The sequence below is a fragment of the Biostraticola tofi genome (genome assembly GCF_004343195.1).
Taxonomy (GTDB): Bacteria; Pseudomonadota; Gammaproteobacteria; order Enterobacterales; family Enterobacteriaceae; genus Biostraticola; species Biostraticola tofi.
The window spans coordinates 19,161-42,713 of record NZ_SMCR01000003.1 but is presented as its reverse complement, the minus strand read 5'-3'; the positions used below and the strand labels follow the sequence as shown (position 1 = coordinate 42,713).

At 52.9% G+C, this 23,553-nt stretch carries 25 protein-coding genes; 12 read left to right on the top strand and 13 right to left on the bottom strand.

The annotated features are described in order from the left end of the window. The first annotated feature begins 3 nt into the window (after positions 1-3). The 12 genes from lptE (at position 4) to lipA (ending at position 11,030) form a co-directional block, all read left to right on the top strand. On the top strand, positions 4-570 hold the full coding sequence (lptE, locus tag EDC52_RS07585) for an LPS assembly lipoprotein LptE (protein WP_131864741.1): 567 nt from the start codon (positions 4-6) through the stop codon (positions 568-570). Next, positions 567-1,598 carry a DNA polymerase III subunit delta gene (gene holA, locus EDC52_RS07580; RefSeq protein WP_131864740.1) on the top strand — a complete coding sequence of 344 codons (1,032 nt, stop codon included), beginning with the start codon at positions 567-569 and terminating at the stop codon, positions 1,596-1,598. Before lptE ends, holA begins: the two co-directional genes overlap by 4 nt. Beyond that, positions 1,591-2,262, top strand: a complete 672-nt coding sequence (gene nadD, locus EDC52_RS07575) for a nicotinate-nucleotide adenylyltransferase (RefSeq protein ID WP_131864739.1) — start codon at positions 1,591-1,593, stop codon at positions 2,260-2,262. Before holA ends, nadD begins: the two co-directional genes overlap by 8 nt. Before the next feature lie 149 nt (positions 2,263-2,411). Further along, positions 2,412-2,729: a ribosome silencing factor gene (gene rsfS, locus EDC52_RS07570; RefSeq protein WP_131864738.1), complete on the top strand. Its 318-nt coding sequence runs from the start codon at positions 2,412-2,414 to the stop codon at positions 2,727-2,729. A 3-nt stretch (positions 2,730-2,732) separates the two neighbouring features. Next, entirely contained in the window at positions 2,733-3,203 is a 471-nt protein-coding gene (gene rlmH / locus EDC52_RS07565) for a 23S rRNA (pseudouridine(1915)-N(3))-methyltransferase RlmH (protein ID WP_131864737.1), read from the top strand. A gap of 37 nt (positions 3,204-3,240) precedes the next feature. Then, positions 3,241-5,145 (top strand): peptidoglycan DD-transpeptidase MrdA, encoded by a 1,905-nt coding sequence (gene mrdA / locus EDC52_RS07560; protein WP_131864736.1) that lies wholly within the window; start codon positions 3,241-3,243, stop codon positions 5,143-5,145. A 6-nt stretch (positions 5,146-5,151) separates the two neighbouring features. Then, on the top strand, positions 5,152-6,273 hold the full coding sequence (mrdB, locus tag EDC52_RS07555; RefSeq protein WP_131864735.1) for a peptidoglycan glycosyltransferase MrdB: 1,122 nt from the start codon (positions 5,152-5,154) through the stop codon (positions 6,271-6,273). Positions 6,274-6,282: 9 nt separating this feature from the next. Continuing rightward, entirely contained in the window at positions 6,283-7,401 is a 1,119-nt protein-coding gene (rlpA, locus tag EDC52_RS07550) for an endolytic peptidoglycan transglycosylase RlpA (RefSeq protein WP_131864734.1), read from the top strand. A 225-nt stretch (positions 7,402-7,626) separates the two neighbouring features. Then, positions 7,627-8,838, top strand: coding sequence for a D-alanyl-D-alanine carboxypeptidase DacA (dacA, locus tag EDC52_RS07545; protein WP_131864733.1), 1,212 nt, complete (start codon positions 7,627-7,629; stop codon positions 8,836-8,838). 125 nt (positions 8,839-8,963) lie between these two features. Further along, the gene (ybeD, locus tag EDC52_RS07540; RefSeq protein WP_131864732.1) at positions 8,964-9,227 is read left to right on the top strand and encodes a DUF493 family protein YbeD; all 264 of its coding nucleotides are present in this window, start codon (positions 8,964-8,966) and stop codon (positions 9,225-9,227) included. A 75-nt stretch (positions 9,228-9,302) separates the two neighbouring features. Beyond that, positions 9,303-9,899: a lipoyl(octanoyl) transferase LipB gene (gene lipB / locus EDC52_RS07535; protein ID WP_230467999.1), complete on the top strand. Its 597-nt coding sequence runs from the start codon at positions 9,303-9,305 to the stop codon at positions 9,897-9,899. A gap of 165 nt (positions 9,900-10,064) precedes the next feature. Next, complete coding sequence (gene lipA / locus EDC52_RS07530; RefSeq protein WP_131864730.1) at positions 10,065-11,030, top strand: lipoyl synthase; 966 nt, start codon at positions 10,065-10,067, stop codon at positions 11,028-11,030. A 186-nt stretch (positions 11,031-11,216) separates the two neighbouring features. Here the strand turns inward: lipA and tatE are convergent, their stop codons facing one another. The 13 genes from tatE to EDC52_RS07465 form a co-directional block, all read right to left on the bottom strand. Further along, positions 11,217-11,423: a twin-arginine translocase subunit TatE gene (gene tatE, locus EDC52_RS07525; RefSeq protein WP_131864729.1), complete on the bottom strand. Its 207-nt coding sequence runs from the start codon at positions 11,421-11,423 to the stop codon at positions 11,217-11,219. A gap of 258 nt (positions 11,424-11,681) precedes the next feature. Then, positions 11,682-11,891 carry a transcription antiterminator/RNA stability regulator CspE gene (gene cspE, locus EDC52_RS07520; RefSeq protein ID WP_025244663.1) on the bottom strand — a complete coding sequence of 70 codons (210 nt, stop codon included), beginning with the start codon at positions 11,889-11,891 and terminating at the stop codon, positions 11,682-11,684. A 341-nt stretch (positions 11,892-12,232) separates the two neighbouring features. Next, entirely contained in the window at positions 12,233-12,997 is a 765-nt protein-coding gene (locus EDC52_RS07515) for a DUF481 domain-containing protein (RefSeq protein ID WP_131864728.1), read from the bottom strand. A gap of 472 nt (positions 12,998-13,469) precedes the next feature. Further along, on the bottom strand, positions 13,470-14,393 hold the full coding sequence (gene lpxP / locus EDC52_RS07510; protein WP_131864727.1) for a kdo(2)-lipid IV(A) palmitoleoyltransferase: 924 nt from the start codon (positions 14,391-14,393) through the stop codon (positions 13,470-13,472). Positions 14,394-15,043: 650 nt separating this feature from the next. Beyond that, entirely contained in the window at positions 15,044-15,523 is a 480-nt protein-coding gene (locus EDC52_RS07505) for a hypothetical protein (RefSeq protein ID WP_131864726.1), read from the bottom strand. Positions 15,524-15,895: 372 nt separating this feature from the next. Next, on the bottom strand, positions 15,896-16,108 hold the full coding sequence (gene cspE, locus EDC52_RS07500; protein WP_131864725.1) for a transcription antiterminator/RNA stability regulator CspE: 213 nt from the start codon (positions 16,106-16,108) through the stop codon (positions 15,896-15,898). A gap of 518 nt (positions 16,109-16,626) precedes the next feature. Further along, positions 16,627-16,926, bottom strand: coding sequence for a hypothetical protein (locus EDC52_RS07495; protein WP_131864724.1), 300 nt, complete (start codon positions 16,924-16,926; stop codon positions 16,627-16,629). A 245-nt stretch (positions 16,927-17,171) separates the two neighbouring features. After that, complete coding sequence (locus EDC52_RS07490; protein WP_131864723.1) at positions 17,172-18,029, bottom strand: N-acetylmuramoyl-L-alanine amidase; 858 nt, start codon at positions 18,027-18,029, stop codon at positions 17,172-17,174. Between the two features lie 240 nt (positions 18,030-18,269). Then, on the bottom strand, positions 18,270-19,538 hold the full coding sequence (locus EDC52_RS07485) for a glycoside hydrolase family 27 protein (protein WP_131864722.1): 1,269 nt from the start codon (positions 19,536-19,538) through the stop codon (positions 18,270-18,272). Between the two features lie 87 nt (positions 19,539-19,625). Then, on the bottom strand, positions 19,626-20,531 hold the full coding sequence (locus tag EDC52_RS07480) for a DMT family transporter (RefSeq protein ID WP_131864721.1): 906 nt from the start codon (positions 20,529-20,531) through the stop codon (positions 19,626-19,628). Then, a complete protein-coding gene (locus EDC52_RS07475; RefSeq protein ID WP_131864720.1) occupies positions 20,521-21,501 on the bottom strand; it encodes an N-acetylglucosamine kinase in 981 nt (326 codons plus the stop codon). The genes EDC52_RS07480 and EDC52_RS07475 overlap by 11 nt, the downstream gene beginning before the upstream one ends. Continuing rightward, a complete protein-coding gene (locus EDC52_RS07470) occupies positions 21,498-22,370 on the bottom strand; it encodes a tagatose bisphosphate family class II aldolase (protein ID WP_131864719.1) in 873 nt (290 codons plus the stop codon). The genes EDC52_RS07475 and EDC52_RS07470 overlap by 4 nt, the downstream gene beginning before the upstream one ends. 2 nt (positions 22,371-22,372) lie before the next feature. After that, a complete protein-coding gene (locus EDC52_RS07465; protein WP_131864718.1) occupies positions 22,373-23,536 on the bottom strand; it encodes an SIS domain-containing protein in 1,164 nt (387 codons plus the stop codon). Between the last annotated feature and the right edge of the window lie 17 nt (positions 23,537-23,553).

Here is a 23,553-nt window from a genome sequence, read left to right as displayed (position 1 = left end):
ATCGTGCGACATCGTACTTTAGCATTTTTACTGGGACTGGTGGTGCTGGCTACTGCAGGCTGTGGTTTTCATCTGCGCGGCACCACTCAAGTGCCAAGCGAAATGAAGACCATGACCCTGAATAGCTATGATCAGTACGGCCCGTTGACTCGGGCGGTACGTGCCGAGCTGCGCCTCAGCGATGTGACCATCGCCGATGACTCGGACCCGGCAAGCAAGACATTGCCTTCGCTGCGCATTACCGGTTCGTCCGAAAGCCAGTCAACCGCTTCGGTGTTCCAGGATGGTAAAACCGCCGAATATCAGTTGATCCTGAATGTCCAGGCGCAGGTATTGACGCCCGGGAAAGATCTCTACCCGATCGATATCAGGGTGTTCCGTTCATTCTTCGACAACCCGCTGACTGCGCTTGCCAAAGATGCGGAAGGCGAAATCATCCGCCAGGAAATGCGCCAGCAGGCGGCGCAGCAGTTGGTTCGCCGGCTGCTGGAAGTCCATGCTGCCGAGGAAGCCGGCAACGCTGCTCCCACCAGCGCCAAAACCGACGCGGCGGGTGTGGCCGCTAAATGATCCGGCTTTACCCGGAACAGCTGGGGGCGCAATTGCAGGAATCATTGCGCCCCTGCTATTTTTTGTTCGGCAACGATCCGCTGCTGATCCAGGAAAGCCAGGACAGTATCCGGGCTGAAGCCCAGAAGGCTGAATTCACTGAGCACTTCAGCGTTACCCTCGACGCAAATACCGACTGGGATAACATTTACAGTCTTTGCCAGGCACTGAGCCTGTTTGCCAGCCGGCAGACATTGCTGCTGGTATTGCCCGATGGCGGGACCAACGCGCAGATGGGTGAGAAGCTGCTGCAGCTGTCGGCCCTGCAGCATCCCGACCTGATAGTGATCCTGCGCGGCAGCAAACCTACCCGCGCCCAGGAGAACAGTGCCTGGTTCAAGTCCCTCAGCCAGAATGCGGTCTATATCAGTTGCATGACGCCTGAACAGGCTCAACTGCCGCGCTGGGTGGCGGCACGCGCCAAATCAATGAAACTCAGCGCCGACGATGCCGCTATCCAGCTGCTTTGCTACTGCTATGAAGGCAATCTGCTGGCGCTGGCCCAGGCACTGGAGCGACTGTCGCTGATTTATGCCGATGGTAAACTGACGCTGTTGCGCGTTGAGTCGGCGGTCAATGACGCCGCGCATTTCACCCCTTTTCACTGGGTCGACGCTATCCTTGCCGGCAAAAGCAAGCGCGCCGGCCATATCCTGAATCAGCTGCGCCGTGAAGCCAGTGAACCGGTTATCCTGCTGCGCAGTCTGCAGCGTGAGGTGATGCTGCTGCTGACGCTGCAAAGGACGATGCGCCAGACGCCGTTGCGCGCCTTGTTTGACCAGCACAAGGTCTGGCAGAATCGTCGCCCCCTGCTAACCCAGGCTCTGCAGCGACTGTCAGCCCGACAGATTCAGCAGGCGGTGGCGGCCATGGTGCGGGTTGAAATCAGCCTCAAGCAGGACTATGGTTATCCTGTCTGGGATGATTTCGACGCGATATCCCTGCTGTTGTGTGGAAAAAACCTGCCCGGATTGATGCTGAATGCCTGAATCACCACCTTGTGACGTCAAACCACTGATTGCGCTGTTTGGCGGCACATTTGACCCGATCCACTACGGCCATCTCAATACGGTGCAGTCCCTGGCCGCCATGGTCGGACTGGATAATGTCATTCTGATGCCGAACAATGTGCCGCCCCATCGAGCGCAGCCCGAAGCCAGTGCGGGCCAGCGTCTGCATATGGTTGAGCTGGCGCTGGCCGGAATGCCCTCAGGTATGTTCAGCCTGGACGACCGCGAGTTGCGCCGGCAAACACCGTCCTGGACATTTGATACCTTTACCGACCTGCGCAGCGAATGGGGGCCTTGCCAGCCGCTGGCGTTCATTATCGGGCTGGACTCGCTGCTGACCCTGCCGACCTGGCATCGGGGTACTGAACTGCTTGCCCTGTGCCATCTGCTGGTCTGTGCCAGACCCGGCTATGCCACCCATATGGCAGAGCCTGAATGGCAATCCTGGCTCGAAACGCATGTGACCCACGATATCGGCCAGCTCCACCGCCAGCCGGCTGGCTGCATCTACCTGGCATCAACGCCGCTGCTGCCGATTTCAGCCAGCCAGATCCGCGACCGGCGTCACCAGGGGCTGGCCTGCGATGAAATGCTGCCCCCTGCGGTGCTGCGCTATATTGACGCGCAGGGTTTATATCGCTAGTCTGCGCGCCCGTGATATACTCCGCGGCTTGATTTGCCGTTTATGCCGGTGGCGCCACAACACGCTCACGCCATTTTCCGGACAATCACTCTACTCACAGCGCTGTTCATCCAGAACCGCGCAGGCAAAGCACACCGAAGGGGGAACCTTTGCAAGATAACACGCTCAAAGACTTCGTTATTGACAAAATAGATGATCTTAAAGGTCAGGATATAATTTCTGTCGATGTAAAGGGTAAATCCAGTATTACCGATTGCATGATCATCTGTACCGGCACCTCCAGCCGCCACGTGATGTCAATTGCAGATCACGTCGTTCAGGAGTCCCGCGCTGCCGGATTGATGCCCCTTGGCGTCGAAGGTGAAAGCGTCGCCGACTGGATCGTTGTCGACCTGGGCGATGTCATCGTTCACGTCATGCAGGAAGAAAGCCGTCGCCTTTATGAGCTGGAAAAGCTCTGGAGCTGATGGGTGAAGCTGCAGTTGATCGCCGTCGGCACTAAAATGCCCGACTGGGTGCAAACCGGATTCACCGACTATTTACGGCGCTTTCCCAGGGATATGCCGTTTGAACTGACCGAAATACCGGCAGGAAAACGCGGTAAAAATGCCGATATTGGCCGTATCCTTGAAAAGGAAGGCGAGCAGATGATGGCAGCGGTAGGAAAAGGGAACCGAATCGTGACGCTGGATATTCCCGGTTCGCGTTGGCAAACCCCCGAACTGGCTCGCCAACTCGAGCGCTGGAAGCTTGACGGCAGGGATATCAGCCTGCTTATCGGCGGCCCTGAAGGGCTGGCGCCGGTCTGCAAGGCTTCTGCAGAGCAGAGCTGGTCACTGTCGCCGTTAACCTTGCCACACCCGCTGGTGCGGGTATTAGTCGCGGAGAGCCTGTATCGTGCCTGGAGCATTACGACCAATCATCCCTATCATCGCGAGTAATGCGGTGACGATTTTCACAGTGAAATAACTTCGCGGAATGAAAATAGAACGCAACCCCTTTCGCGACTATTCAGCTGAATCGGCCCTGTTTGTCCGCCGTGCGCTGGTAGCATTTACCGGTATTCTGCTGCTGAGTGGCGTATTGACAGTCAACCTTTATCATTTGCAGATCATGCGTCATGATGACTATCAGACCCGCTCCAATGCCAACCGTATCAAGCTGGTGCCTATCGCGCCCAGCCGCGGCATTATCTATGACCGCAACGGCATCCCTCTTGCTCTGAATAGAAGTATCTACCAGTTGGAACTGGTGCCTGAGAAAGTCGATAATCTGGCGGCGACGATTAACGCCCTGACGCCGATAGTCGATCTGACCGCGGATGATATCGCCACTTTCGAGAAGGAGCGTAAAAGCTCGCGCCGATTTACCTCGCTGCCGCTAAAAATCGGCATGACCGATGTACAGCAGGCCCGATTTGCGGTCAATCAGTTCCGCTTTCCCGGGGTTGAGATTAAAGTCTACCAGCGCCGCTATTACCCCTATGGTTCCGCCCTGACCCACGTCATTGGCTATGTCTCCAAAATTAACGATAAAGATGTCGAACGCCTGAACAAGGAAGGCATCTACGCCAACTACAGCGCCACCCATGATATCGGCAAGCTGGGGATCGAACGCTTTTACGAAAACACCCTGCATGGCAAGACCGGCTATGAAGAGGTTGAGGTCAATAACCGCGGCCGGGTGATTCGTCAACTGCATGAACAGCCGCCGCAGGCGGGCAAAGATATCTATTTGACCATTGATCTGCACCTGCAGTCTTATATTGAAAAACTGCTGGCCGGCAGCCGGGCGGCGGTGGTGGTGTCGGACCCACGCGATGGTGGCATCCGGGCCCTGGTGTCCAACCCGAGTTATGATCCCAACCTGTTTGTCGATGGTATCTCCAGCAAGGCTTATCAGGGCCTGCTGCTGGATGATAATCGGCCGCTTATCAACCGGGCTACCCAGGGCGTCTATCCGCCGGCGTCGACAGTCAAACCTTTTATCGCGGTCTCGGCTCTGACCGAGGGCACGATCACCAAGAATTTTTCACTGTTCGATCCGGGCTGGTGGCAACTGCCGGGGTCGGAAAAACGTTATCGCGACTGGAAAAAATGGGGCCATGGCCGCCTCAATGTGACCAAGGCCCTGGAAGAATCGGCCGATACCTATTTCTATCAGGTCGCTTATGACATGGGCATCGATAAGCTGTCCGCCTGGATGACCCGCTTTGGCTATGGAGACTACACCGGCATCGATCTTTCCGAGGAACGCGCCGGCATCATGCCGACCCGTGAATGGAAGCAAAAGCGTTTCAAGAAGCCGTGGTACCAGGGGGACACCATTCCGGTCGGTATCGGCCAGGGATACTGGACCGCAACGCCGGTTCAGATGTCCAAGGCGCTGATGACGTTGATTAACGACGGCCAGGTCAGAGTGCCGCATCTGCTGCACAGCACCCGGGAGAACGGTCAGTTGCTGCCTTACCGCCAGCCTGAGCAGACGCATATCGGCGAACCCCATTCCGGCTTCTGGGAAATCGCCAAGGACGGGATGTACGGCGTCGCCAACCGATCGAACGGGACCGGGCGCAAGAGCTTTGCCGACGCACCCTACAAGGCGGCGGCCAAATCGGGTACCGCCCAGGTTTACGGGCTGAAAGCCAATGAAACCTATAATGCCCACAAGATTGCAGAAAAGCTGCGCGACCATAAATTGATGACGGCATATGCGCCCTACGACAAACCGGAAGTTGCGGTAGTGGTAGTGCTGGAAAACGGCGGTATCGGGCCTGCGGTGGGGACCATTACCCGCCAGATTCTGGACCATATCATGCTCGGCGACAATACAACTGACCTTCCGGCCGAGCAGCCTGCTCCGCCGGGGGTGGAAGGTGATTAAACAACCATGACCGATAACCAGCAGAAAGGGGTACTGGGCGCATTATGGGCCCGGCTTCATATCGATGTGATGTTTCTGTTCCTGATAACACTGCTGCTGGCTTATAGCGCGCTGGTGATGTGGAGCGCCAGTGGGCAGGACCTAGGCATGATGGAGCGTAAAGTCGGCCAGATCCTGATGGGGCTGCTGGTGATGCTGGTGATGGCCCAGGTACCGCCCCGGGTCTATGAATCCTGGGCACCTTATCTCTATATCGTCTGCGTGATCCTGCTGATACTGGTGGACGCCTTCGGCCAAATCAGCAAAGGGGCGCAGCGCTGGCTGGATCTGGGATTCGTGCGATTCCAGCCCTCTGAAATCGCTAAAATCGCCGTGCCGCTGATGGTCGCCCGATTCATCAATCGCGACAGCTGCCCACCGTCGCTGAAAAATACCGGTATCGCTCTGGTACTTATATTCCTGCCTACCCTGCTGGTGGCGGCGCAGCCCGATCTGGGCACCAGTATCCTTATCGCCGCGTCAGGATTGTTTGTGCTGTTCTTGTCCGGTATGAGCTGGAAACTTATCGCCGTTGCCGCCGTGCTGGTGGCCGCTTTTGTGCCTATACTCTGGTTCTTCCTGATGCATGACTACCAGCGCGACCGGGTAATGATGCTGCTTGACCCGGAAAGCGACCCGCTCGGTGCCGGCTATCACATCATCCAGTCCAAAATCGCCATCGGGTCAGGCGGTCTGAGCGGTAAAGGCTGGCTGCATGGCACCCAATCTCAGCTGGAGTTCCTGCCCGAACGCCACACCGATTTTATCTTTGCCGTGCTGGGCGAGGAACTGGGCCTGATAGGCGTGCTGGTTCTGCTGGGGCTATATCTGTGTATCATCATGCGAGGACTGATCATTGCCGCCCGCGCCCAGACCACCTTTGGCCGTGTCATGGCCGGCGGCCTGATGTTGATTTTGTTTGTTTATGTCTTCGTGAATATAGGCATGGTTAGTGGTATCTTACCGGTGGTCGGCGTCCCGCTGCCGCTGGTGAGTTACGGCGGTTCCGCTTTGATTGTCCTGATGGCGGGGTTTGGTATCGTCATGTCGATACATACTCATCGAAAAATGTTGTCGAAAAATCTCTAGAGGTGAGCAATGCGTAAGCAATGGTGTTGTATCGGCATGATAGGACTCATGCTCTCGGCATGTACCACTAATGAACAGGCTTCGACGCCCACCGCCCCGGCACAGACCTATAACGGTCCGGTCGTCGAAATCAGCGGCGCTGAACCGCGCTATGAACCGGTTAATCCAGCCAACAGCCAGGATTACCAGGTCAATGGCAAAACCTACCGCATCAACCAGAATCCACAAAATTACAGCGAAACCGGCCTGGCATCCTGGTATGACAGCGAAAGCAACGGTACCCGCACCGCCAACGGCGAAACCTTTGACGCCTATGCACTGGCGGCAGCCCATCCTACCCTGCCGCTGCCGAGCTACGTGCGGGTCACCAACATCAGTAACGGTCGGCAGTTGGTAGTCCGGGTAAACGACCGCGGCCCTTACAAACCGGGCAGGATCATTGATCTGACCCGCGCCGCCGGCGATCGACTGAATATCTCCAATAATAGCCGGGTGAAGGTGGACTATATCCAGGTGGCGCCAGACGGCACCTTGTCCGGCCCGGGTACTATCGGCACCGTGGTCGCCAAGCAAAGCTATGCCCTGCCCGATCGGCCTGACCTCGGTGGCGCCGCACCGGCCATGTCGGGTGAGAGTGGCACTGCGGCTCCGGTAATGACCGGAACGGATAACCTATCGCCAGCCGCTTCCGCCACCGATATCGTCCAGCCTGAGGCCCGCCCGGTGATGGACTCAGCGCCGCAATCCAGCCGCGGTGGGTTCCTCGGCGCACCGCAGCCCCTGCCGCCGGGCGTCATTGAGTCACCCCAGTCCACTCCGGCAACGGCGGTTGCAGCCGTGGTTGCTCCAGCTGCGTCCGCCAGCGCTGCTCCAACTGCGGCCGCCAGTGCGGTTGCTTCGGGCGGCTACCTGGTCCAGGTTGGCGCGGTAGGCGATCGTCAGCGGGCGATTTCCCTGCAGCAAAGCCTCAGCCAGCGATTTGGCGTGCCCGGCAAAATCACCCCGAACGGCAATCTTTATCGCATTCAGCTGGGCCCCTTCAGCAGCCGCCAGCAGGCAAATGCGCTCTCCCAGCGTCTGGCCAGCGAAGCCCAACAGCCCTCTTTTATCACCACCGACAGTCTTTAACGCCTGACAATCATCTCGACCCCGGCACACGCCGGGGTTGCGCCTTTATGTACAGTCTCAACATGGCCTGATTTACAGCCTTAACATGGCCTGGCTCACCGGGCCTGAAACATTATTAAAAGGTTAAGACGGGTCTGGCCGCAGATTGCCTGATGCCGGGGTATTTTACATCTGCTATAGTGTGGCACGATTTTAACTTACTCCCACGGATGCTGCTGTCCTGACATGAATAGCGTAATAACTCACCACATATTCAAGCGCCTGGCCCTGGGTACCGCTATCGCCTTTGGCGCTGTCGCCCCTGGTTTTGCAGACGATATCAATCTGAAAACCATGATCCCCGGTGTTCCGCAGATTGATGCCGAAACCTATATCCTGATTGATTACAACTCCGGCAAGGTATTGGCGGAACTCAATGCCGATACTCGACGTGACCCTGCCAGTCTGACCAAAATGATGACCAGCTATGTTATCGGCCAGTCGATCAAATCGGGTAAAATTACGCCTAACGACGTGGTGTCGATCAGCAAGGACGCCTGGGCAACCGGCAATCCGGTATTCAAGGGGTCGTCGCTGATGTTTCTCAAGCCCGGCGATCGCGTGCCGGTCTCGGAGCTTAACCGCGGCATTATCCTGCAGTCGGGTAATGATGCCTGCGTCGCGATGGCTGACTATGTCGCAGGCAGTCAGGACGCCTTTGTCGGACTGATGAATAACTACGTCAAAGCACTGGGTCTGCCCAACACCCATTTTGAGACAGTGCATGGCCTTGATGCGCGGGGTCAGTACAGTTCTGCCCGCGATATGGCCATGATCGGTAAAGCGCTAATTCGCGATGTGCCTGATGAGTATGCCACCTATAAAGAAAAAGAATTCACCTTCAACAATATCCGTCAGATGAACCGTAATGGCCTGCTGTGGGATACCAATCTGGCGGTGGACGGCATCAAGACCGGCCATACCGAATCGGCCGGCTACAATCTGGTGGCATCGGCCACCGAAGGCCAGATGCGGCTTATTTCCGCCGTTATGGGCGGGCATTCCGCCAAGGGCCGTGAAAACGAAACCCGCAAACTGCTTACCTGGGGCTTTCGCTTTTTTGAAACCGTAGCCCCGCTGAAAGCCGGCAAGGAGTTTGCCTCTGAGCCGGTATGGTTTGGCGATACGGACAACGTCAATCTGGGCGTCGACAAGGATGCTTTCCTGACTATTCCGCGCGGCCGGATGAAAGATCTCAAAGCCAGCTATGTGCTCGACAGCCAGGAGCTGCACGCGCCGCTGGCCAAAAACCAGCAGGTGGGCACCATCAACTTCCAGCTGGATGGAAAGACCATCGAACAGCGTCCGTTAGTGGTGCTGAACGAAGTCAAAGAAGGGAATATCTTCGGCAAAATGATCGATTATATCAAACTGATGTTCCATCGCTGGTTCGGTTAATTACGCCGCACCTTGTCATCGGTAAACAAGTCCCCATATAATAGGTTATCTTTTACACTCCCGCATCAGCGGGAGTGTTCATTATGGCTACTGCAAAATGGCCATAATCGTTACCTGGAGTACCAATGAAAACCAAATTAAATGAACTGCTCGAATTCCCCTGCGCTTTTACCTACAAAGTGATGGGCTCGGCCCAGCCTGAACTGGTGGGTAAAGTGCTTGAGGTGGTTCAGCGTCACGCGCCTGGTGATTACAGTCCGCAGGTGAAACCCAGCAGCAAGGGCAACTATCACTCAGTTTCTATTACTATCACCGCCACGCATATCGAACAGGTCGAAACGCTGTACGAAGAACTGGGCAGTATTGATATCGTTCGCATGGTGCTGTAACCAGGAGTTCCCGTGGCAGAATCCTTGATTGTTCGCCAACTTGGCTTGCAGCCCTATCAGCTTATTTCCCAGGCGATGCATGATTTTACCGACCGCCGCGATGCGCGTACTCCGGATGAACTGTGGCTGGTTGAGCACCCGCAGGTGTTTACCCAGGGCCAGGCCGGCAAGGCGGAACACTTGCTGATGCCCGGGGATATTCCGGTGATACAGAGCGATCGCGGTGGACAGGTAACCTTTCATGGGCCTGGACAGCAGATCCTGTATGTGCTGATTGACCTCAAGCGTCGCAAAGTGGGCGTCAGGCAGTTAGTCACCGTGCTGGAACAGACGGTCGTCGATACCCTGGCTCAACTGGATATCAATGCTTATGCCCGAGCAGATGCGCCGGGCGTCTACGTCGATCAAAAAAAGATCTGCTCCCTGGGTCTGCGCATCCGCCATGGCTGCTCATTTCATGGCCTGGCGCTGAATGTTGCGATGGACCTGTCTCCCTTCCTGCGCATCAACCCCTGTGGCTATGCGGGGCTGGAGATGACCCAGGTAAGCCACTTTGTAGCGGGCATCCAGACGCGGGATGTCGCCCCATTGCTAATTGCGTCCTGCCTGACGTTGTTGAAGGTGGAGCAACCGGTGACCCTCCAGGAAAACGGGCGACAGGTAATCTATTGATTGTCAGTAACTTGCATTTTATCGCCCACGGTGGATTTGCATTCAAAGTGACCAGCAATCCATGTTATAATTTTTAAAGATTTCTCAAATATATTTGAACAAATGAATAACATGCCCTAAAGCATGTATTCTCACCGTCAAATTCGGGCCTGGACCCCCATTATTATGAGCAAACCGATTCAGATGGAACGCGGCGTTAAATACCGCGATGCCGATAAAATGGCATTAATCCCGATAAAAACCGTCGCCGTCGAGCGTGAAGAGATCTTGCGTAAGCCGGCATGGATGAAAATCAAACTGCCTGCCGATTCTTCGCGCATCCAAGGTATCAAGGCCGCCATGCGTAAAAACGGCCTGCACTCAGTTTGCGAAGAAGCGTCCTGCCCGAATCTGGCTGAATGTTTTAATCACGGTACCGCAACCTTTATGATCCTGGGCGCGATTTGTACCCGCCGCTGTCCATTCTGCGATGTGGCACACGGTCGCCCGGTGACACCTGACGCCAATGAACCAGAGAAGCTGGCCCAGACCATTGCCGATATGGCACTGCGCTATGTCGTGGTTACATCGGTGGACCGGGACGACCTGCGCGACGGTGGCGCCCAGCATTTTGCCGATTGCATCAGTGCCATTCGCCGCAAGAGCCCGACCATCAAAATTGAAACGCTGGTGCCGGACTTCCGTGGCCGTATGGATAAAGCGCTCGATATTATCAACGCCTCGCCGCCGGATGTATTCAACCATAACCTGGAAAATGTGCCGCGCCTGTATCGTCAGGTTCGCCCCGGGGCTGATTACAACTGGTCGCTTAAGCTGCTTGAACGCTTCAAAGAAGCTAACCCGGACCTGCCGACCAAGTCAGGCCTGATGGTTGGACTGGGCGAAACCAACGCCGAAATCGTCGATGTCATGCGCGATCTACGTCGTCATGGTGTAACCATGCTGACTCTGGGTCAATACCTTCAGCCCAGCCGCCATCACCTGGCGGTCAAACGCTATGTCAGTCCCCAAGAGTTCGATGAAATGAAAGAGGAAGCGCTGGCCATGGGCTTTACCCATGCGGCCTGCGGACCGTTTGTACGCTCCTCTTACCATGCCGATCTTCAGGCCAAGGGGATGGAAGTCAAATAACAGGACATATCCTGTTACCCTTTGACTCAGCGTAAATCCGGTCCGCACCGCGTTTAGCCGGTGTGTTTGCCAAGAAAACAAAAAAGGATGGACTCAGTCCATCCTTTTTTACAGCAGGCTGATGCCGGGTTAATTTCGCATTACCCCCGGCCAGGATCTGCAACATGAGAGCTGAGGCAGTCTTGCTCAATCTTTCCGGTCAACGGCCTGTGGCGTAATGGCTGCGTCATCAGCCTGGGTCTTCTGAGCGGCGCCATCATCGCTCATGGCTTTCTTGAAGCCCTTGATGGCCGCACCCAGATCGCCCCCCAGACTGCGCAGCTTATTGGTGCCGAACAGTAAAACGATTAAAGCGCCTATAACTAACAGCTTGGTAATGCTGATACCTTCCATAAAAACCTTCTTGATAAATGGGGGCAGGAAATTCAAGCCAGAATACGTCTTCCGCTCGTTTTACCGCTAATAAAATGGCAGCACAAGCGTTATCTGTAACAGTTTACGTCATGCCGGCCACTCAAGAAACAAGCCAGACTACAGCACCAAGAGCTAAGGAGAGGCGGAGGAATAACCCGCTACATTCCCCACTGGGGATTCAACCCGATTTCAGGCATAAAAAAACCCGCACAGAGCGGGTTTTTCAGAAACTGGCTATTAAATAGCAGTAACGTCAGCAGCCGAAGGGCCTTTGGCGCCATTGGTGATTTCAAACTCTACGCGTTGGCCTTCAGCCAGGGTTTTGAAACCATTGCTCTGGATGGCAGAGAAATGTACGAACACGTCTTTGCTACCATCTTCAGGAGTAATGAAACCGAATCCTTTGGACTCATTAAACCACTTAACGTTACCTTTAATCTTAGACATCAAACTTACCTTTAAATAAATGATAGACACAAATTCTGTGTCGTGGGCTAGTACATCAATTGACAAGCAATTTGTCCAGTACAAGATCGCTTTAAGGTGAGGAATGAGACTAAAATAACATTTTAACCCGGAAAAATACCGCCTCCTCGCATGAAACACTAACACAGAGGGGGGAAGCTTTAAGGATGTTCAGGCGCCAATAATGTCCTTTTGAAAGAGTGATTAACTTTTACACCCCCCGCGTTGGTGAAATTGGCCTCAAGGGTTGAACAGACTAAAAGCGCCCGTGGGCGCTTTTGTCGCCGCCTGACCGACCGGCGGTAATCAGCCTTTCCTGGGCTTTACAGACCGTAAACCAGCGATACCGCAGTACGGGTATCGGTATGCTTAGGCGCACTGTCCGGCGGGTTATTGTTATACGTCACGTTGTAAGTCACTTTCAAGGCGAAATGATCGTTGATACCTACGCTCAAACCGGTTTCAGAGTTGAGAGTGGTATCATCATTGGCCAATACCGATACGCCCTGGATAAACTTGGTATTATCAGTCAACTGATAAGAATAAGACGCTGCGCCATAGGCCAGTGCCTTGGTGGTGTTGCCACCGCCCTGAAACTCGTCATGGCGAACGCCAGGACCCGCTTCCAGGCGCAAGGTATGAATCGGGCCATTCAGTACCTGACGGCCGTAGCCGGCGGTAAAGGTTGAACGTGAACGGTAACCATTAAAACGGTCGCTTAACCAGCTGCCTTGGCTAAACAGGAAATTATCGTCATCCAGGTTATGACGCGCACGGGCTCCCGCCTGATACTTTTCGGTTGAGCGCTGATCGTCAGAGGAATTATTCAGCGCTTCACCCCAAATACTGTAGGCATTCGAGGGCTGGAACCAGGTCATGGTCGTGTTGGCAGACAGCGAGGAATTTCGCGAGTTGCCGCTCTGGGCATTGTATCCCGCCTGAATGTTGCCATCGAAGCTTTTCTTAGCAGTGGAAGGATCATCCAAAGCGGTAAATATATCAGTTGAAGCAAAGCTTGAAACACTCGCCAGGGACAAACCCATGACAGTCAGCAATGAAATAGCGCGAAGACGACCTGTGCGTAACATAATCTACCTATCGAAATATGTGTGATGAATCAGAGTTTGGAATGTGTGCTAGTGTAGCGAATTAGAGGCAAAGGTGTAGCGGTAATTTTTTGTAAGATTAGTAACAAATCTTAATATTACTGCCGTCTTCTGCATTTCAAAATAGAAACAACGTTATCGCCCTGAAAATGACCTTTCTTTTCAAGAAGATACATTAACGATATTTTAAGCCGCCGAATTAATTAATCAAATTCCGTTTAATTTGAATATAATGAATATTATTAAAGTGAATTACAGACTATTCTTATTCCTGTTTTCGGCGGCGAGATTTTATAAATATTTTGGCCAACAGACAACATATTTCTCATAAATGACAAGAAATAGCCCACACTGGCCGCCGTGTTTAGCCAAAGCGTATTCAATACGAAATGGGCATGACTAATCTATCCTGTTTGAGCAGGGGCTCTGAAGGGCGTTTTCATGCTCAACAGCATCAGAGGTATAGCGATAATTCACCGCTCGGACGGGTTTTGAACCGACGATGCAGCCAAAGATATTGCTCAGGAGCACGCATGATTTCTTTTTCGACGACTTTATTCATGTAAACCGTCGCCGCCATTTCATCATCCAGGGGGTAGTCATCCAGTTGCGGTTGGATCAGCAGTTGATACCCACTGCCATCCTGTTTACGGATAAGCACGACCGGCACCAGTTTGGGTTTAGCCAGACGGGCCAGGGTAAAAGTGCCGCGGGTAGTGGCCGCCTGGTCAACAGCAAAAAACGGGGCGAAAATACTGCCCCTGGGGCCGTAATCCTGATCTGGGGCAAACCATACCGTTTCACCCTGTTTCATCGCATTGACCATGCTGCGTAAATCTTTACGATCAAGCATTGCCTTATTGGAACGCATCCGTCCCCAGGTTTGGACGCATTCCATAGCTTTATTGTTATGGGGACGATACATCGCCATCATCGGCTGACAAAGTCCCATAGCCCTACCGCCCAGCTCCAATGACATAAAATGAATCCCAATCACCATCACACCCTGGTTATGCTGATTAGCGCGCTGCAGATTGTGCAGCCCTGAAACATCAAACCAGCGTTTGACGCGAGCATCAGACCAGAACCAGGCCATACCGGTTTCCATTAGCCCCATGCCCAGAGAACTGAAATTATCAGTGATGGTCTGTTCCAGTTTGGTTTTATCCATCAGTGGAAAGCACAATTCCAAATTTCGGCGGGCGATGGCAACCCGACGTTTCAGGAAAGGCCGTGAAGCTCTGCCAAGCACCCCCCCTAACCGGCGTAAAACCGGATAGGGGAGCTGGACCAGTAGAAACAACACCCCTAACCCGAACCAGGTAAACCAGTAACGGGGATGCAGGAGCGCGATGGACATTTTTTGTGTGTGCGGCATAAGCTTCATTCTTTAGTCGATGGAGTATCAGCAGCGTGGACAGAGTATTGTTTGACGATGCTGTGAATGGTTTGACACCCTTTATCTGATATAATCGGCAAAAAAAGTGAGAATTTTCAATTTATTTACCAAAATCAGGAAAACTCTGAACAGCGCTGTTGCTAGCCTATCCATCGGGTTTATCGGTCGTCACGCCTATGCCTTGCGGATCTCGGGGGCAAAAGCGTGAAAATTGGTAGGTAAGTCTCGGGGGTAGGGCCCTATAACGTCTGGTTGTATTATATCATAAAAGCCAGCTGCAAGCGCTTAGTGCAGAAAATTTAAACATTCGCATCAGCAGACCAGGATCTTCCCCGACCAGGCAGCGCATGCTAAATGTCGGGACACCGCAGACTACTCATTTTGTCTCGCATTTCTGCAGCATGATGGCTGTTATACCGATGCGTTGGCTGCTGCCGAATCTGAGTGGATAGCCATAGCTGGCGGATAATGGTGACGGTCATACCGATGCGTTGGCTGCTGTCGAATCTCAGTGGATAGCCATAGCTGGCGGGTATGGGTGTTTGTCAGGATGGTTTTCTCACCAGCGTCAGGCCGCCAAAAAACGGCAACCGCCTGAGTCAAGTCGCCGCTCTCGATGCCGGTGGCTATCAGTCTTTATCTGACATGCCGATACCTTTTTTATGAGTATGGCGTTCCGTCAAATGGGCAGATTGTGGCTTCGGATTGACCGCCTGCACGGGGTTGGCCTGGACGCTGCACTCTTCTGTCGCCTCCTTCACTTTGACAAGGTTAAGGTTACCGTAATGCATCGTGCCTTGGGTAATGCTTATCGGGAATAACTCATTCTTGGCATTGATATTATAGAGCTCGCCCTTCCAGATAATCAGCTTGCCAGGATTGGCAATCGTACGTTCCCATTGCCGACAGTCTACCGTTTTACCCTGTGGGCTGACCAGGAAACTGGCCATGGCATCTGGGCTGACCAGCGCCTTCTGAGGACCTGCGCTTTGCCACACGCCTGCAACACCTTGCGGGGCTGGCGTGGTTATCACTTCAGCATATTCCGGCGCTCCCGCGCATCCGGAAACAGATGTTGCCAGCAGTAACGCAACAAAAATCTTCTTCATGCTTGATGTCCTTGATAAGTCTTGAATGGCTGAAGCAGGTAAGACGTTCCCAGCGGAAGATTTCAGCGAACAACCGCTTGCGGACTCCGTCCCTAGAGAAAGCAATCACGCCATCATGGCAAGGACCGCCGGTCTCCGTTAGCACAGTTTAATAGATTTAAGCATATAAAAGAATGTTAAGCTGGTAATGGCGGAGATGACAATAACGAAGAAAGGACTATAAGCCTCAGAACAAGGCAGCGGAATCGAGATCAAAAAAAACCCCGGCGAAGCCGAGGTTCTAAAATTTTCAGGCCGAAAGCGCTGTTTTGTCATTCACAGTCAGAGCTGCAGAAGACTCAAGGTCAGGCGCTTAAGTAGCCAGGCTGTAAATTACAGCGCAACAACGTTAGTTGCTGACGGGCCTTTCTGGCCTTGTTCGATGTTGAACTCGACCTGCTGGCCTTCGTCCAGGGTTTTGAAATCATTGCTCTGGATGGCAGAGAAGTGAACGAACACATCTTTGCTGCCGTCAGCAGGAGTGATGAAGCCAAAACCTTTACCAGCGTCAAACCATTTTACTGAACCAGTCATTTTATTAGACATAGGATATATCCTTCATAGTAGTTGGGCCGCCATAAGGCGATTGTGGTCTGTTTGTCAGGAATTACTTATGGGAGCACTAGAGAAGGAAATTCCTCGGAGAAGCGATTTTGACATCGTTTAAACCGGAACAACTTTACTAAAATGACATTCATAAATAGGTCTGTTCTACAAACCGATGACGCTATTTACACACAGGCAGATTCTGATAGCAAGGTTTTTTTTATTATTATTTATTCACTCATCATACTTCACAAGCAACGATGCATGGTCTATGCAAATTCGAAGCGATGGCCCATAACTCGCTGATAAAATGCTAAAAAAGAAAATAACCGTTGTTCGTGCATCGGTGACAACGCAGCGATCCAACGGCCTGTTTCAACTGACGAACCATGCCCAAAAAGTGCATATAACTGATTAAATAATGGACGATTGAAGTCGTGCATCAGACATATTAAAAAAAGCGATTAAGCAGGAATCAGTTCAAGGGGACTCGCGGGATGTTGGTCAAAGCGCAGTGGTCAGACGGCGACAATCTGATCGGCAACGATGGAATACCCACCATTCCATTCCATACGGCCGGTAATCTTGAGGCGCTGGCCCCGCAAATGGGCCATTAATTCGAGCGCCATGATATCAAACCCCACAACGGTCAGCGGATAAGAGCTGCGCTTTTCGCTTTCAGCCAGAATTGTGGCCTTGACCATGGGACGACCGGTAGTGCTTTTAATACGGCTGGGAGATTTGGTAATGACACCGGACAACGTGGTGGTAATGGGTTGTGCGGAACCTTCATTCAAGTGCTGACTGCTGGAATTCATGACAGGAATACCTCCGTAATGTTAACTTTATGCCTGTAACGATAAATTATTTTACCTTATTACACGGGCTTTGTGTTAACAATTGCGTAAGTTTCGCTCATTTCAGCACGATCTTCTGTCCCAAGGCGACATGTAAATCGCCATTTACCCGAGCGCTGTCACAGAATAGGCCTGTTTGGAGCCCGGGAGGCTGATAGGGCCAAAGCCTATCAGCCTCCGGTTGACGCCGGCACCAAGCGCCTTGCTTACTGACGGTATTTTTCTACCAGCGCCAAGGCCAGGGCTTCGGTCTGCGCATCAGCTGAGCCGGAGATATCCGATGGCCGGAAATGCATCTGGAAGGCAATCAACACCTTTCTGGTCTCCTCATCCAGCTCACCATTCTGCGGGATTTGATAGCCATATTTGGCCAGGGCGGTCTGTATAACCTTGACTGACGCGGTTGCTGCGGGGTCTCGGCCAGCCAGGTATTTGACTACCGCCTCTTTTGAAGGCCATGCGCCTATGCCACGCTTAGCCAGCATTTCCCACGGGAATAACGGGCCTGGATCATGTTTTCGCTGAGGAGCAATGTCACTGTGGGCCAGGATATTATCAGGCGAAATACCATATCGTGTTGCGATATCTTGCGCCATCCGCGCGACCAGTTCGATTTGCTCCGGTGTATAAGGATACCAATGTTTGCCCGTCAACCCCTCGGTAAAACCAAGATTGACGATTTCAATGCCAATGGACGTATCATTGAGATTATCACGCTGCGCCCAGTGACTCACCCCCGCGTGCCAAGCGCGCCTTCTCTCCGGCACCAGTCCCAGAACCACCGGCTTTCCCCCGTCAACCGCAGGCACGGAAGGAATCAGATAATGGGCGCTGGCCCCACCATCAGGCTGGGTCAGCAGGCGAAGGGATTCCTTGTCATCCACAGCGGTATAATGCATCACCAAAAAGCGAATGCGCTCATTGGCGTTAGCGGAAGTAATGCGAGTGTCTACCGTATAATTGCCGCGATCTATTTTATAATTGCCCTGCTCAATGAGGGCATTTTTTTCATGAGTACATCCGGCCAGAATGAGCGCCAACAGTGGAATCGTGATCCGTTTCATTACATCCTCCCTGATAGAAAACTCATCCTGCGCCGATAACTTGAAACAGTAATTAAACAAAGAGTTTTTACATTATTATCACGCGCTAAATTATATTTAATCTCCATTAATTCAAAAAGAAAGAAGTCTTAAAATGGCTACCGTAGTCCCCGGCCGACCTTTTACCTGCTGATGCCGTGGTATCCACCTAGGCGGGCAAGGGACGGCCGAGACGGTTTTTTTAAGTCTATTTTGGCGTAGCTACCAGCCACTGCGAATAACCAGCATCTTGGCTTCATGAGACTGGACTTCGGTGGAATAGCGCTGTTCGAATGCACCCATATCGCGTTTTGCCCCTATATCACGCACCAGCATTTTCTTCCAGGGCAGGTCCAGGTCCTGTTGGATATTAAGGCTCATGATGGCGGTCTGGCTCGAACGGTTCAGTAAAGCGACCGCCCAGGATCCATCTGCCAGCGGTTTGGCGAATATTTGCAAATCGCCGTTACTGACCACTCTTTTTGCCTGTAGCCCTAGGGGGTCCTGGTTCAGAGCAATGATTTCTTTATTGGTCAGCGTCGCCAGATCTTCGGCCGTCAGATTATCCAGATTCGCGCCAATCAACAGCGGCGAACTCAGTATCGACCACATGCTAAAATGCGTACGGTATTCAGTATCCGAAGCGCCGGTTCCCACCAGTTCCTTTGAGTGCCCGTGCAGCCCGATAATCAGCATATCGTAATCATTCCAGTGGCCTTTGCCGCTGTATTGTTCCAGACCAACACCGCGATCTATCATATCCAGCACATCAAAGTAGTAATCTTCCCGGTGGCCGGGATAGTTAAAATCATCGCTGATATCCTGGCCGATGCGCCACTGATTGGCACCGACTTTTGCTCCCCACTGCCAGATGTTCTGCCAGCCGCAATGGCAGGCGTGATAGACCACCGGCCGTCCGGTTGCCTTCAGTGCCTCTGACATATTGCCGAAGGCCGTTTTCAGCACAGCCTGACTTGCTTGCTGATGGCTACAGCATGAATCATATTTCAAGTGGTCTACACCCCATGAGGCGAACAGGGCAGCATCTTCTTTTTCATGCCCTTCCGATCCGGTATAGCCCGCACACGTCATATTACCGGGCCCGCTGTAAATTCCCAATTTCATTCCCTTCTTGTGCGCATAATCCGCCAGATATTTTATTCCCTTAGGGAATTTATTTTCATCAATTGCCAGTGGATTATCGACTCGGGATCCTTTGTATTTTTGCCAGCCATCATCAATATTGACATAAATATAACCCGCATCGCGCAGACCTGTTGAAACCATTTTATCTATAGTATCAATTATCACTTTTTCATTTATTCTATCACCATAATAATTCCAGCTTGACCAGCCCATTGGCGGCGTTGCTGCAAGCTGGGTCGTCAATATGGGTTGATGATCAAAAGTCACCGTTGAATTATTGATAGTCTCAGCAAAGAGGTTGCCGCTAAATAAAGCCATACACATTACTGCCAAAGGAAATTTCATAAATCTATTACTCCGGTAAAATCATAAGCGCAGGCATCCCCTGTGTTTCACACATAATAAAAACGGGCGATGACGAATGGAAATAATTTACAGAGCAGTACTTAATTTTATCGCGTTTTGTTTCTCTTCAGAATACACCATCATCGTCGACCCTGAAATCGCCAGCACAATACCGGCTAATGCCCATGCCCCCGGCATTGACTGATAAACAATCAACGAGATGACCGCGGTCAATACGGGCGCCAAGGCATTGGTGCAGGGCGCGATTATCGTCGCCTTGCCGCGGGATAACGCCATGACCAGGCATAAGGCACCTACGGCATTTAATAACTGAATAAACGCAGTGGCAAGTGTGGCCATCAGCGGATAACTGGCCCCTTTGTCTGCCAGCATCAGCCAGGCAACCGGCGCCAGTACAATACCGGTCAGAGTCATATAACCGAACACCGAACTGTCTTTAACGCCAAGATTGGATGCTCTCTTCATGAAAAAAGCCTGCACGCCCCAGGCGATGCAGATAATCACCGAATAGAACAGCCATAACAATCCTTCGCCCTTATCACTATTGCCGCTGCTGATGCTGAACATCAGAATGGATAATAACGCCAATACCACACCGAGAGCTCCCAGTTTATTCACTCGTTCTTTCAGCATTACCAGCGACATCATTACGGTAATGGCCGGTGAAATGGAAATAATCGGGAAAACCAGGTAGGCAGGCGCTCCCATGGCGAGCGTTTTGAACAGCAGCAGTTGGCCGCCCGCGCCGGTAAAACCGATCAAGCAGCCATAGAGGATAGCCGTTCCTGACGTGTCAAAGCGTTGCCCACGCAGTGAAAACCAGCAGGGGATCAACATTGTCAGGGACCATATAATGTAAATCCACTGATCGGGGTAACCATAATGGGTTGTCGGCCAAGCGCTGAACGCCCCCCACACCCCCCAAGTGATGACCACCATAAAGGTATAAACAATCCAGGATTTATTGCTCATTACAACCCCCAAATGATAATTTTGCTAATGCCTGCTCAGAGAGCGGGTGACCGTTTAATTTGGCGGCATAAATTGCCGCACCGAGACTGGGATGATATTCGGGCAGGGATATATGGTAATTGCCATTGAATCTGGAGAGCTCATAAGCAAAGGCCTCAAGAATGACATCGCCACATTTGAATACGCCGCCGGTGTAGGAAACACGCACGCTTTCATCAGCGCCGTATTCCAATAAGCCGCGCAGTGTGTCGACCATCAGCGCCAGTTCTTTTGCCGCCTGGAAAAAAATAGCGCGCGTCTGCCGATCACCAGCAACAGCAGCTTCACAGGCTATGGGCGCCAGTGATGCTATTTTCCCCCGGTCACCTTTCCATTGATTGAAAACCAGATCGCAGATATCAAGATCGCTACTGCAGGGGTATTTTTCGTGAATAAGGTCGTAGAACAGATCTTTTTGTAATCGACCGTCCGACATGCGCGAAAATAAATTCAGCGCCTGGCAACCGATCCAGTATGCGCTGCCTTCATCGCTGAAAAGTTCCCCCCAGCCGCCGCAACGCGCGCTGCGGCCATGATGTTCACCGTAAGCGATAGAACCGGTGCCAGAGACGACATTGATACCGTCCCGACAACCCAGACTTGCCGCCCATCCGCAAATCATATCGTTATGACACCGGTAATGTTCGGCACTGAGTAGAGGCTGCGGCAGGGCATCCAGTCGCGGAATATCTGCAGAGACTTCGCCATATGCCGGCAGCCCGAGAAAAGTAAAACTGATATCATCGGGGGTGATTCCCGCCCGATGACAGGTTTCGCTTATCCCATTCAATACCACGTTGCGTGCGGCTTCTATCCCCACGCTCAGGTAGTAGCAGGTTGCGGACTCATGGCGTGCCAGCACCTCGCCGGTATCATTTATCAATACGAAAGCAGTCTTGGTTCCACCGCCGTCCACGCCCAGATAGATCACTTGAGACCCCCTTCGGCAAGACGCCCTTCAGAACCACAGATGGTAATTTTTTCGTGGATGACCGTTTTCATCGCATCCATCCCTTCACGCATATAAAAGCGCGGGTCGCTGGCGTCAGGATGCTGGCCAAAATAGGCTTTTACCGCATCGGCAAAGGCAATTTTCAATTCAGTACCCACGTTGACCTTGGCAATGCCTAATTGAATTGCCTGCCTCACGTCTTCATCTGGCACACCGCTTCCGCCATGCAGTACCAGAGGAATATCCAGCAGCCTGCCAATCTGATCCAGTCGGCTAAAGTCAATTTTGGGACGGTGGGCATAAAGCCCATGAGCCGTGCCTATCGCCACCGCCAGACTGTCGATGCCAGTATGCTTGACAAAACTGACCGCCTGCTCGGGATCGGTTAAAAATGCATGGGCCTCGTCAACATGCTGATCGTCTTCAATTCCCCCCAGCCTGCCGAGTTCGGCCTCTACGCTACAGTCGTGTCGATGGCAATATTCAACCACCTGGCGTACCAGGACGACGTTCTGTTCATACGGCAGATGGCTACCGTCCACCATGGCGCTGCGGACACCGGCCCGAACCTTGGCGGCAATATCATCAAAGGACTCATGATGATCCAGGTGCAGAACTACCGGCATATCAAAGCTGCTGGAGTAAGCCGCCCCCAGCGCCAGCATTTCCTCGCAGGCGATATGCTTGTAGGTGCCCGGTGTGCCGGCGAGAATTGCCGGCGAGCGCCGCTCCTGACAGGCCTCAAGAACTGCCTGAATGGTTTCTGCGTTATGTATATTAAACGCCGGTACCGCCCAGGCCTGCTTACGGGCGCGGTCGAGCAAATATTTAGTTGAAATGATTGCCATGATTATTCCTCACTGACTGGGCTATTGCTTTCGTTCCAGGGGTAGATATTCACACCTTCAACCACCCGGTTTACCCGCCCTTCCGGCGAAGGATTATCGGGCGTCATGCCCAGCAGCAGGGATTGCGAAAGGGCATAAATCTGCGCATAGACCAGAAAGCCAACGGCCAGCTGACCGTCGGAAAAATCCGTTGCCGCAGGCAGATAACAGTGATCCCCTTGCTCTATTTCCGGCGCTGCGGCGCCAGCCAAAGCGACGATGCTGGCCGCCACGCCGTCCTTACGCAGTTCCGCCAGCAAATCCAAATCATAACGGCGGGTATAGGGATCATTAGAGATAAGCACCACTACCTGGGTATTTTTATCGACCAGAGATTTGGGGCCATGGCGAAAACCGACCGGCGATTCATAGAACGCCGCCGTCTTGCCGGCAGTAAGTTCCAGCAGTTTCAAGGCGCATTCATGGGCAATGCCCTGCAGGCTGCCGCTTCCCAGCCAGATAACCCGGTTAACACCGCCCAGTTGCAACGGAGAACGGGTAAGATCCTGCTGAGTGTCTATTAAAGAGAAAACACTTTGCGCCAATGCCTGGATGGCAGGCAGGCTTCCCCCTTCCCCACCGAATGCCGACAAACAGGCCAGTAGCATACTGGTCATGCTGCTGGTCATGGCAAAACCCCGATCACAGGTTTTGTCAGGCAGCGGCAGCGCCAGCACGTTCTGACGGCCCTGATACCTTTGATAAAGTTCGCCTTTGGGATTGCAGGTCACCAGCAGATGGTGACAGTCCGGATTGCGCTGGTCCGCCACTGTCAGCGCGGCTATGCTTTCAGGGCTCGAGCCTGAGCGGGCAAAAGACACCAGCAGTAAAGGGCAGTAGGAAGGCAAGAAACCGGCTGGATCGCTGACAATATCAGTGGTTGAAACCGAGCTCACCGGCACTTTCAGCAAGCGGGCCAGGATCGGTGCCAGGCTATCGCCAATAAAAGCAGAAGAGCCCGCCCCGGTAAGGATTACCCTCATTCCGGATTTCGACAGAAGGGGGGTGAGAAAAGCATCTATCTGCTTTCTTATCGCCACAATGGCGCTGGCGGTTTCCAGCCACATTTGTGGCTGATGGCGAATCTCCTGCTCGGTCCAGCAAGAAACCGTGTTTTGTTCACGCATGAATGTGTTTCCCTTAA

Excerpts from the sequence above, each read along its gene's own strand:
- holA (WP_131864740.1), top strand. The coding sequence starts at position 567 with ATGATCCGGCTTTACCCGGAACAGCTGGGGGCGCAATTGCAGGAATCA.
- nadD (WP_131864739.1), top strand. The coding sequence starts at position 1,591 with ATGCCTGAATCACCACCTTGTGACGTCAAACCACTGATTGCGCTGTTT.
- mrdA (WP_131864736.1), top strand. The coding sequence starts at position 3,241 with ATGAAAATAGAACGCAACCCCTTTCGCGACTATTCAGCTGAATCGGCC.
- mrdB (WP_131864735.1), top strand. The coding sequence starts at position 5,152 with ATGACCGATAACCAGCAGAAAGGGGTACTGGGCGCATTATGGGCCCGG.
- rlpA (WP_131864734.1), top strand. The coding sequence starts at position 6,283 with ATGCGTAAGCAATGGTGTTGTATCGGCATGATAGGACTCATGCTCTCG.
- dacA (WP_131864733.1), top strand. The coding sequence starts at position 7,627 with ATGAATAGCGTAATAACTCACCACATATTCAAGCGCCTGGCCCTGGGT.
- ybeD (WP_131864732.1), top strand. The coding sequence starts at position 8,964 with ATGAAAACCAAATTAAATGAACTGCTCGAATTCCCCTGCGCTTTTACC.
- lipB (WP_230467999.1), top strand. The coding sequence starts at position 9,303 with ATGCATGATTTTACCGACCGCCGCGATGCGCGTACTCCGGATGAACTG.
- lipA (WP_131864730.1), top strand. The coding sequence starts at position 10,065 with ATGAGCAAACCGATTCAGATGGAACGCGGCGTTAAATACCGCGATGCC.
- tatE (WP_131864729.1), bottom strand. The coding sequence starts at position 11,423 with ATGGAAGGTATCAGCATTACCAAGCTGTTAGTTATAGGCGCTTTAATC.
- cspE (WP_025244663.1), bottom strand. The coding sequence starts at position 11,891 with ATGTCTAAGATTAAAGGTAACGTTAAGTGGTTTAATGAGTCCAAAGGA.
- EDC52_RS07515 (WP_131864728.1), bottom strand. The coding sequence starts at position 12,997 with ATGTTACGCACAGGTCGTCTTCGCGCTATTTCATTGCTGACTGTCATG.
- lpxP (WP_131864727.1), bottom strand. The coding sequence starts at position 14,393 with ATGCCGCACACACAAAAAATGTCCATCGCGCTCCTGCATCCCCGTTAC.
- EDC52_RS07505 (WP_131864726.1), bottom strand. The coding sequence starts at position 15,523 with ATGAAGAAGATTTTTGTTGCGTTACTGCTGGCAACATCTGTTTCCGGA.
- cspE (WP_131864725.1), bottom strand. The coding sequence starts at position 16,108 with ATGTCTAATAAAATGACTGGTTCAGTAAAATGGTTTGACGCTGGTAAA.
- EDC52_RS07495 (WP_131864724.1), bottom strand. The coding sequence starts at position 16,926 with ATGAATTCCAGCAGTCAGCACTTGAATGAAGGTTCCGCACAACCCATT.
- EDC52_RS07490 (WP_131864723.1), bottom strand. The coding sequence starts at position 18,029 with ATGAAACGGATCACGATTCCACTGTTGGCGCTCATTCTGGCCGGATGT.
- EDC52_RS07485 (WP_131864722.1), bottom strand. The coding sequence starts at position 19,538 with ATGAAATTTCCTTTGGCAGTAATGTGTATGGCTTTATTTAGCGGCAAC.
- EDC52_RS07480 (WP_131864721.1), bottom strand. The coding sequence starts at position 20,531 with ATGAGCAATAAATCCTGGATTGTTTATACCTTTATGGTGGTCATCACT.
- EDC52_RS07470 (WP_131864719.1), bottom strand. The coding sequence starts at position 22,370 with ATGGCAATCATTTCAACTAAATATTTGCTCGACCGCGCCCGTAAGCAG.
- EDC52_RS07465 (WP_131864718.1), bottom strand. The coding sequence starts at position 23,536 with ATGCGTGAACAAAACACGGTTTCTTGCTGGACCGAGCAGGAGATTCGC.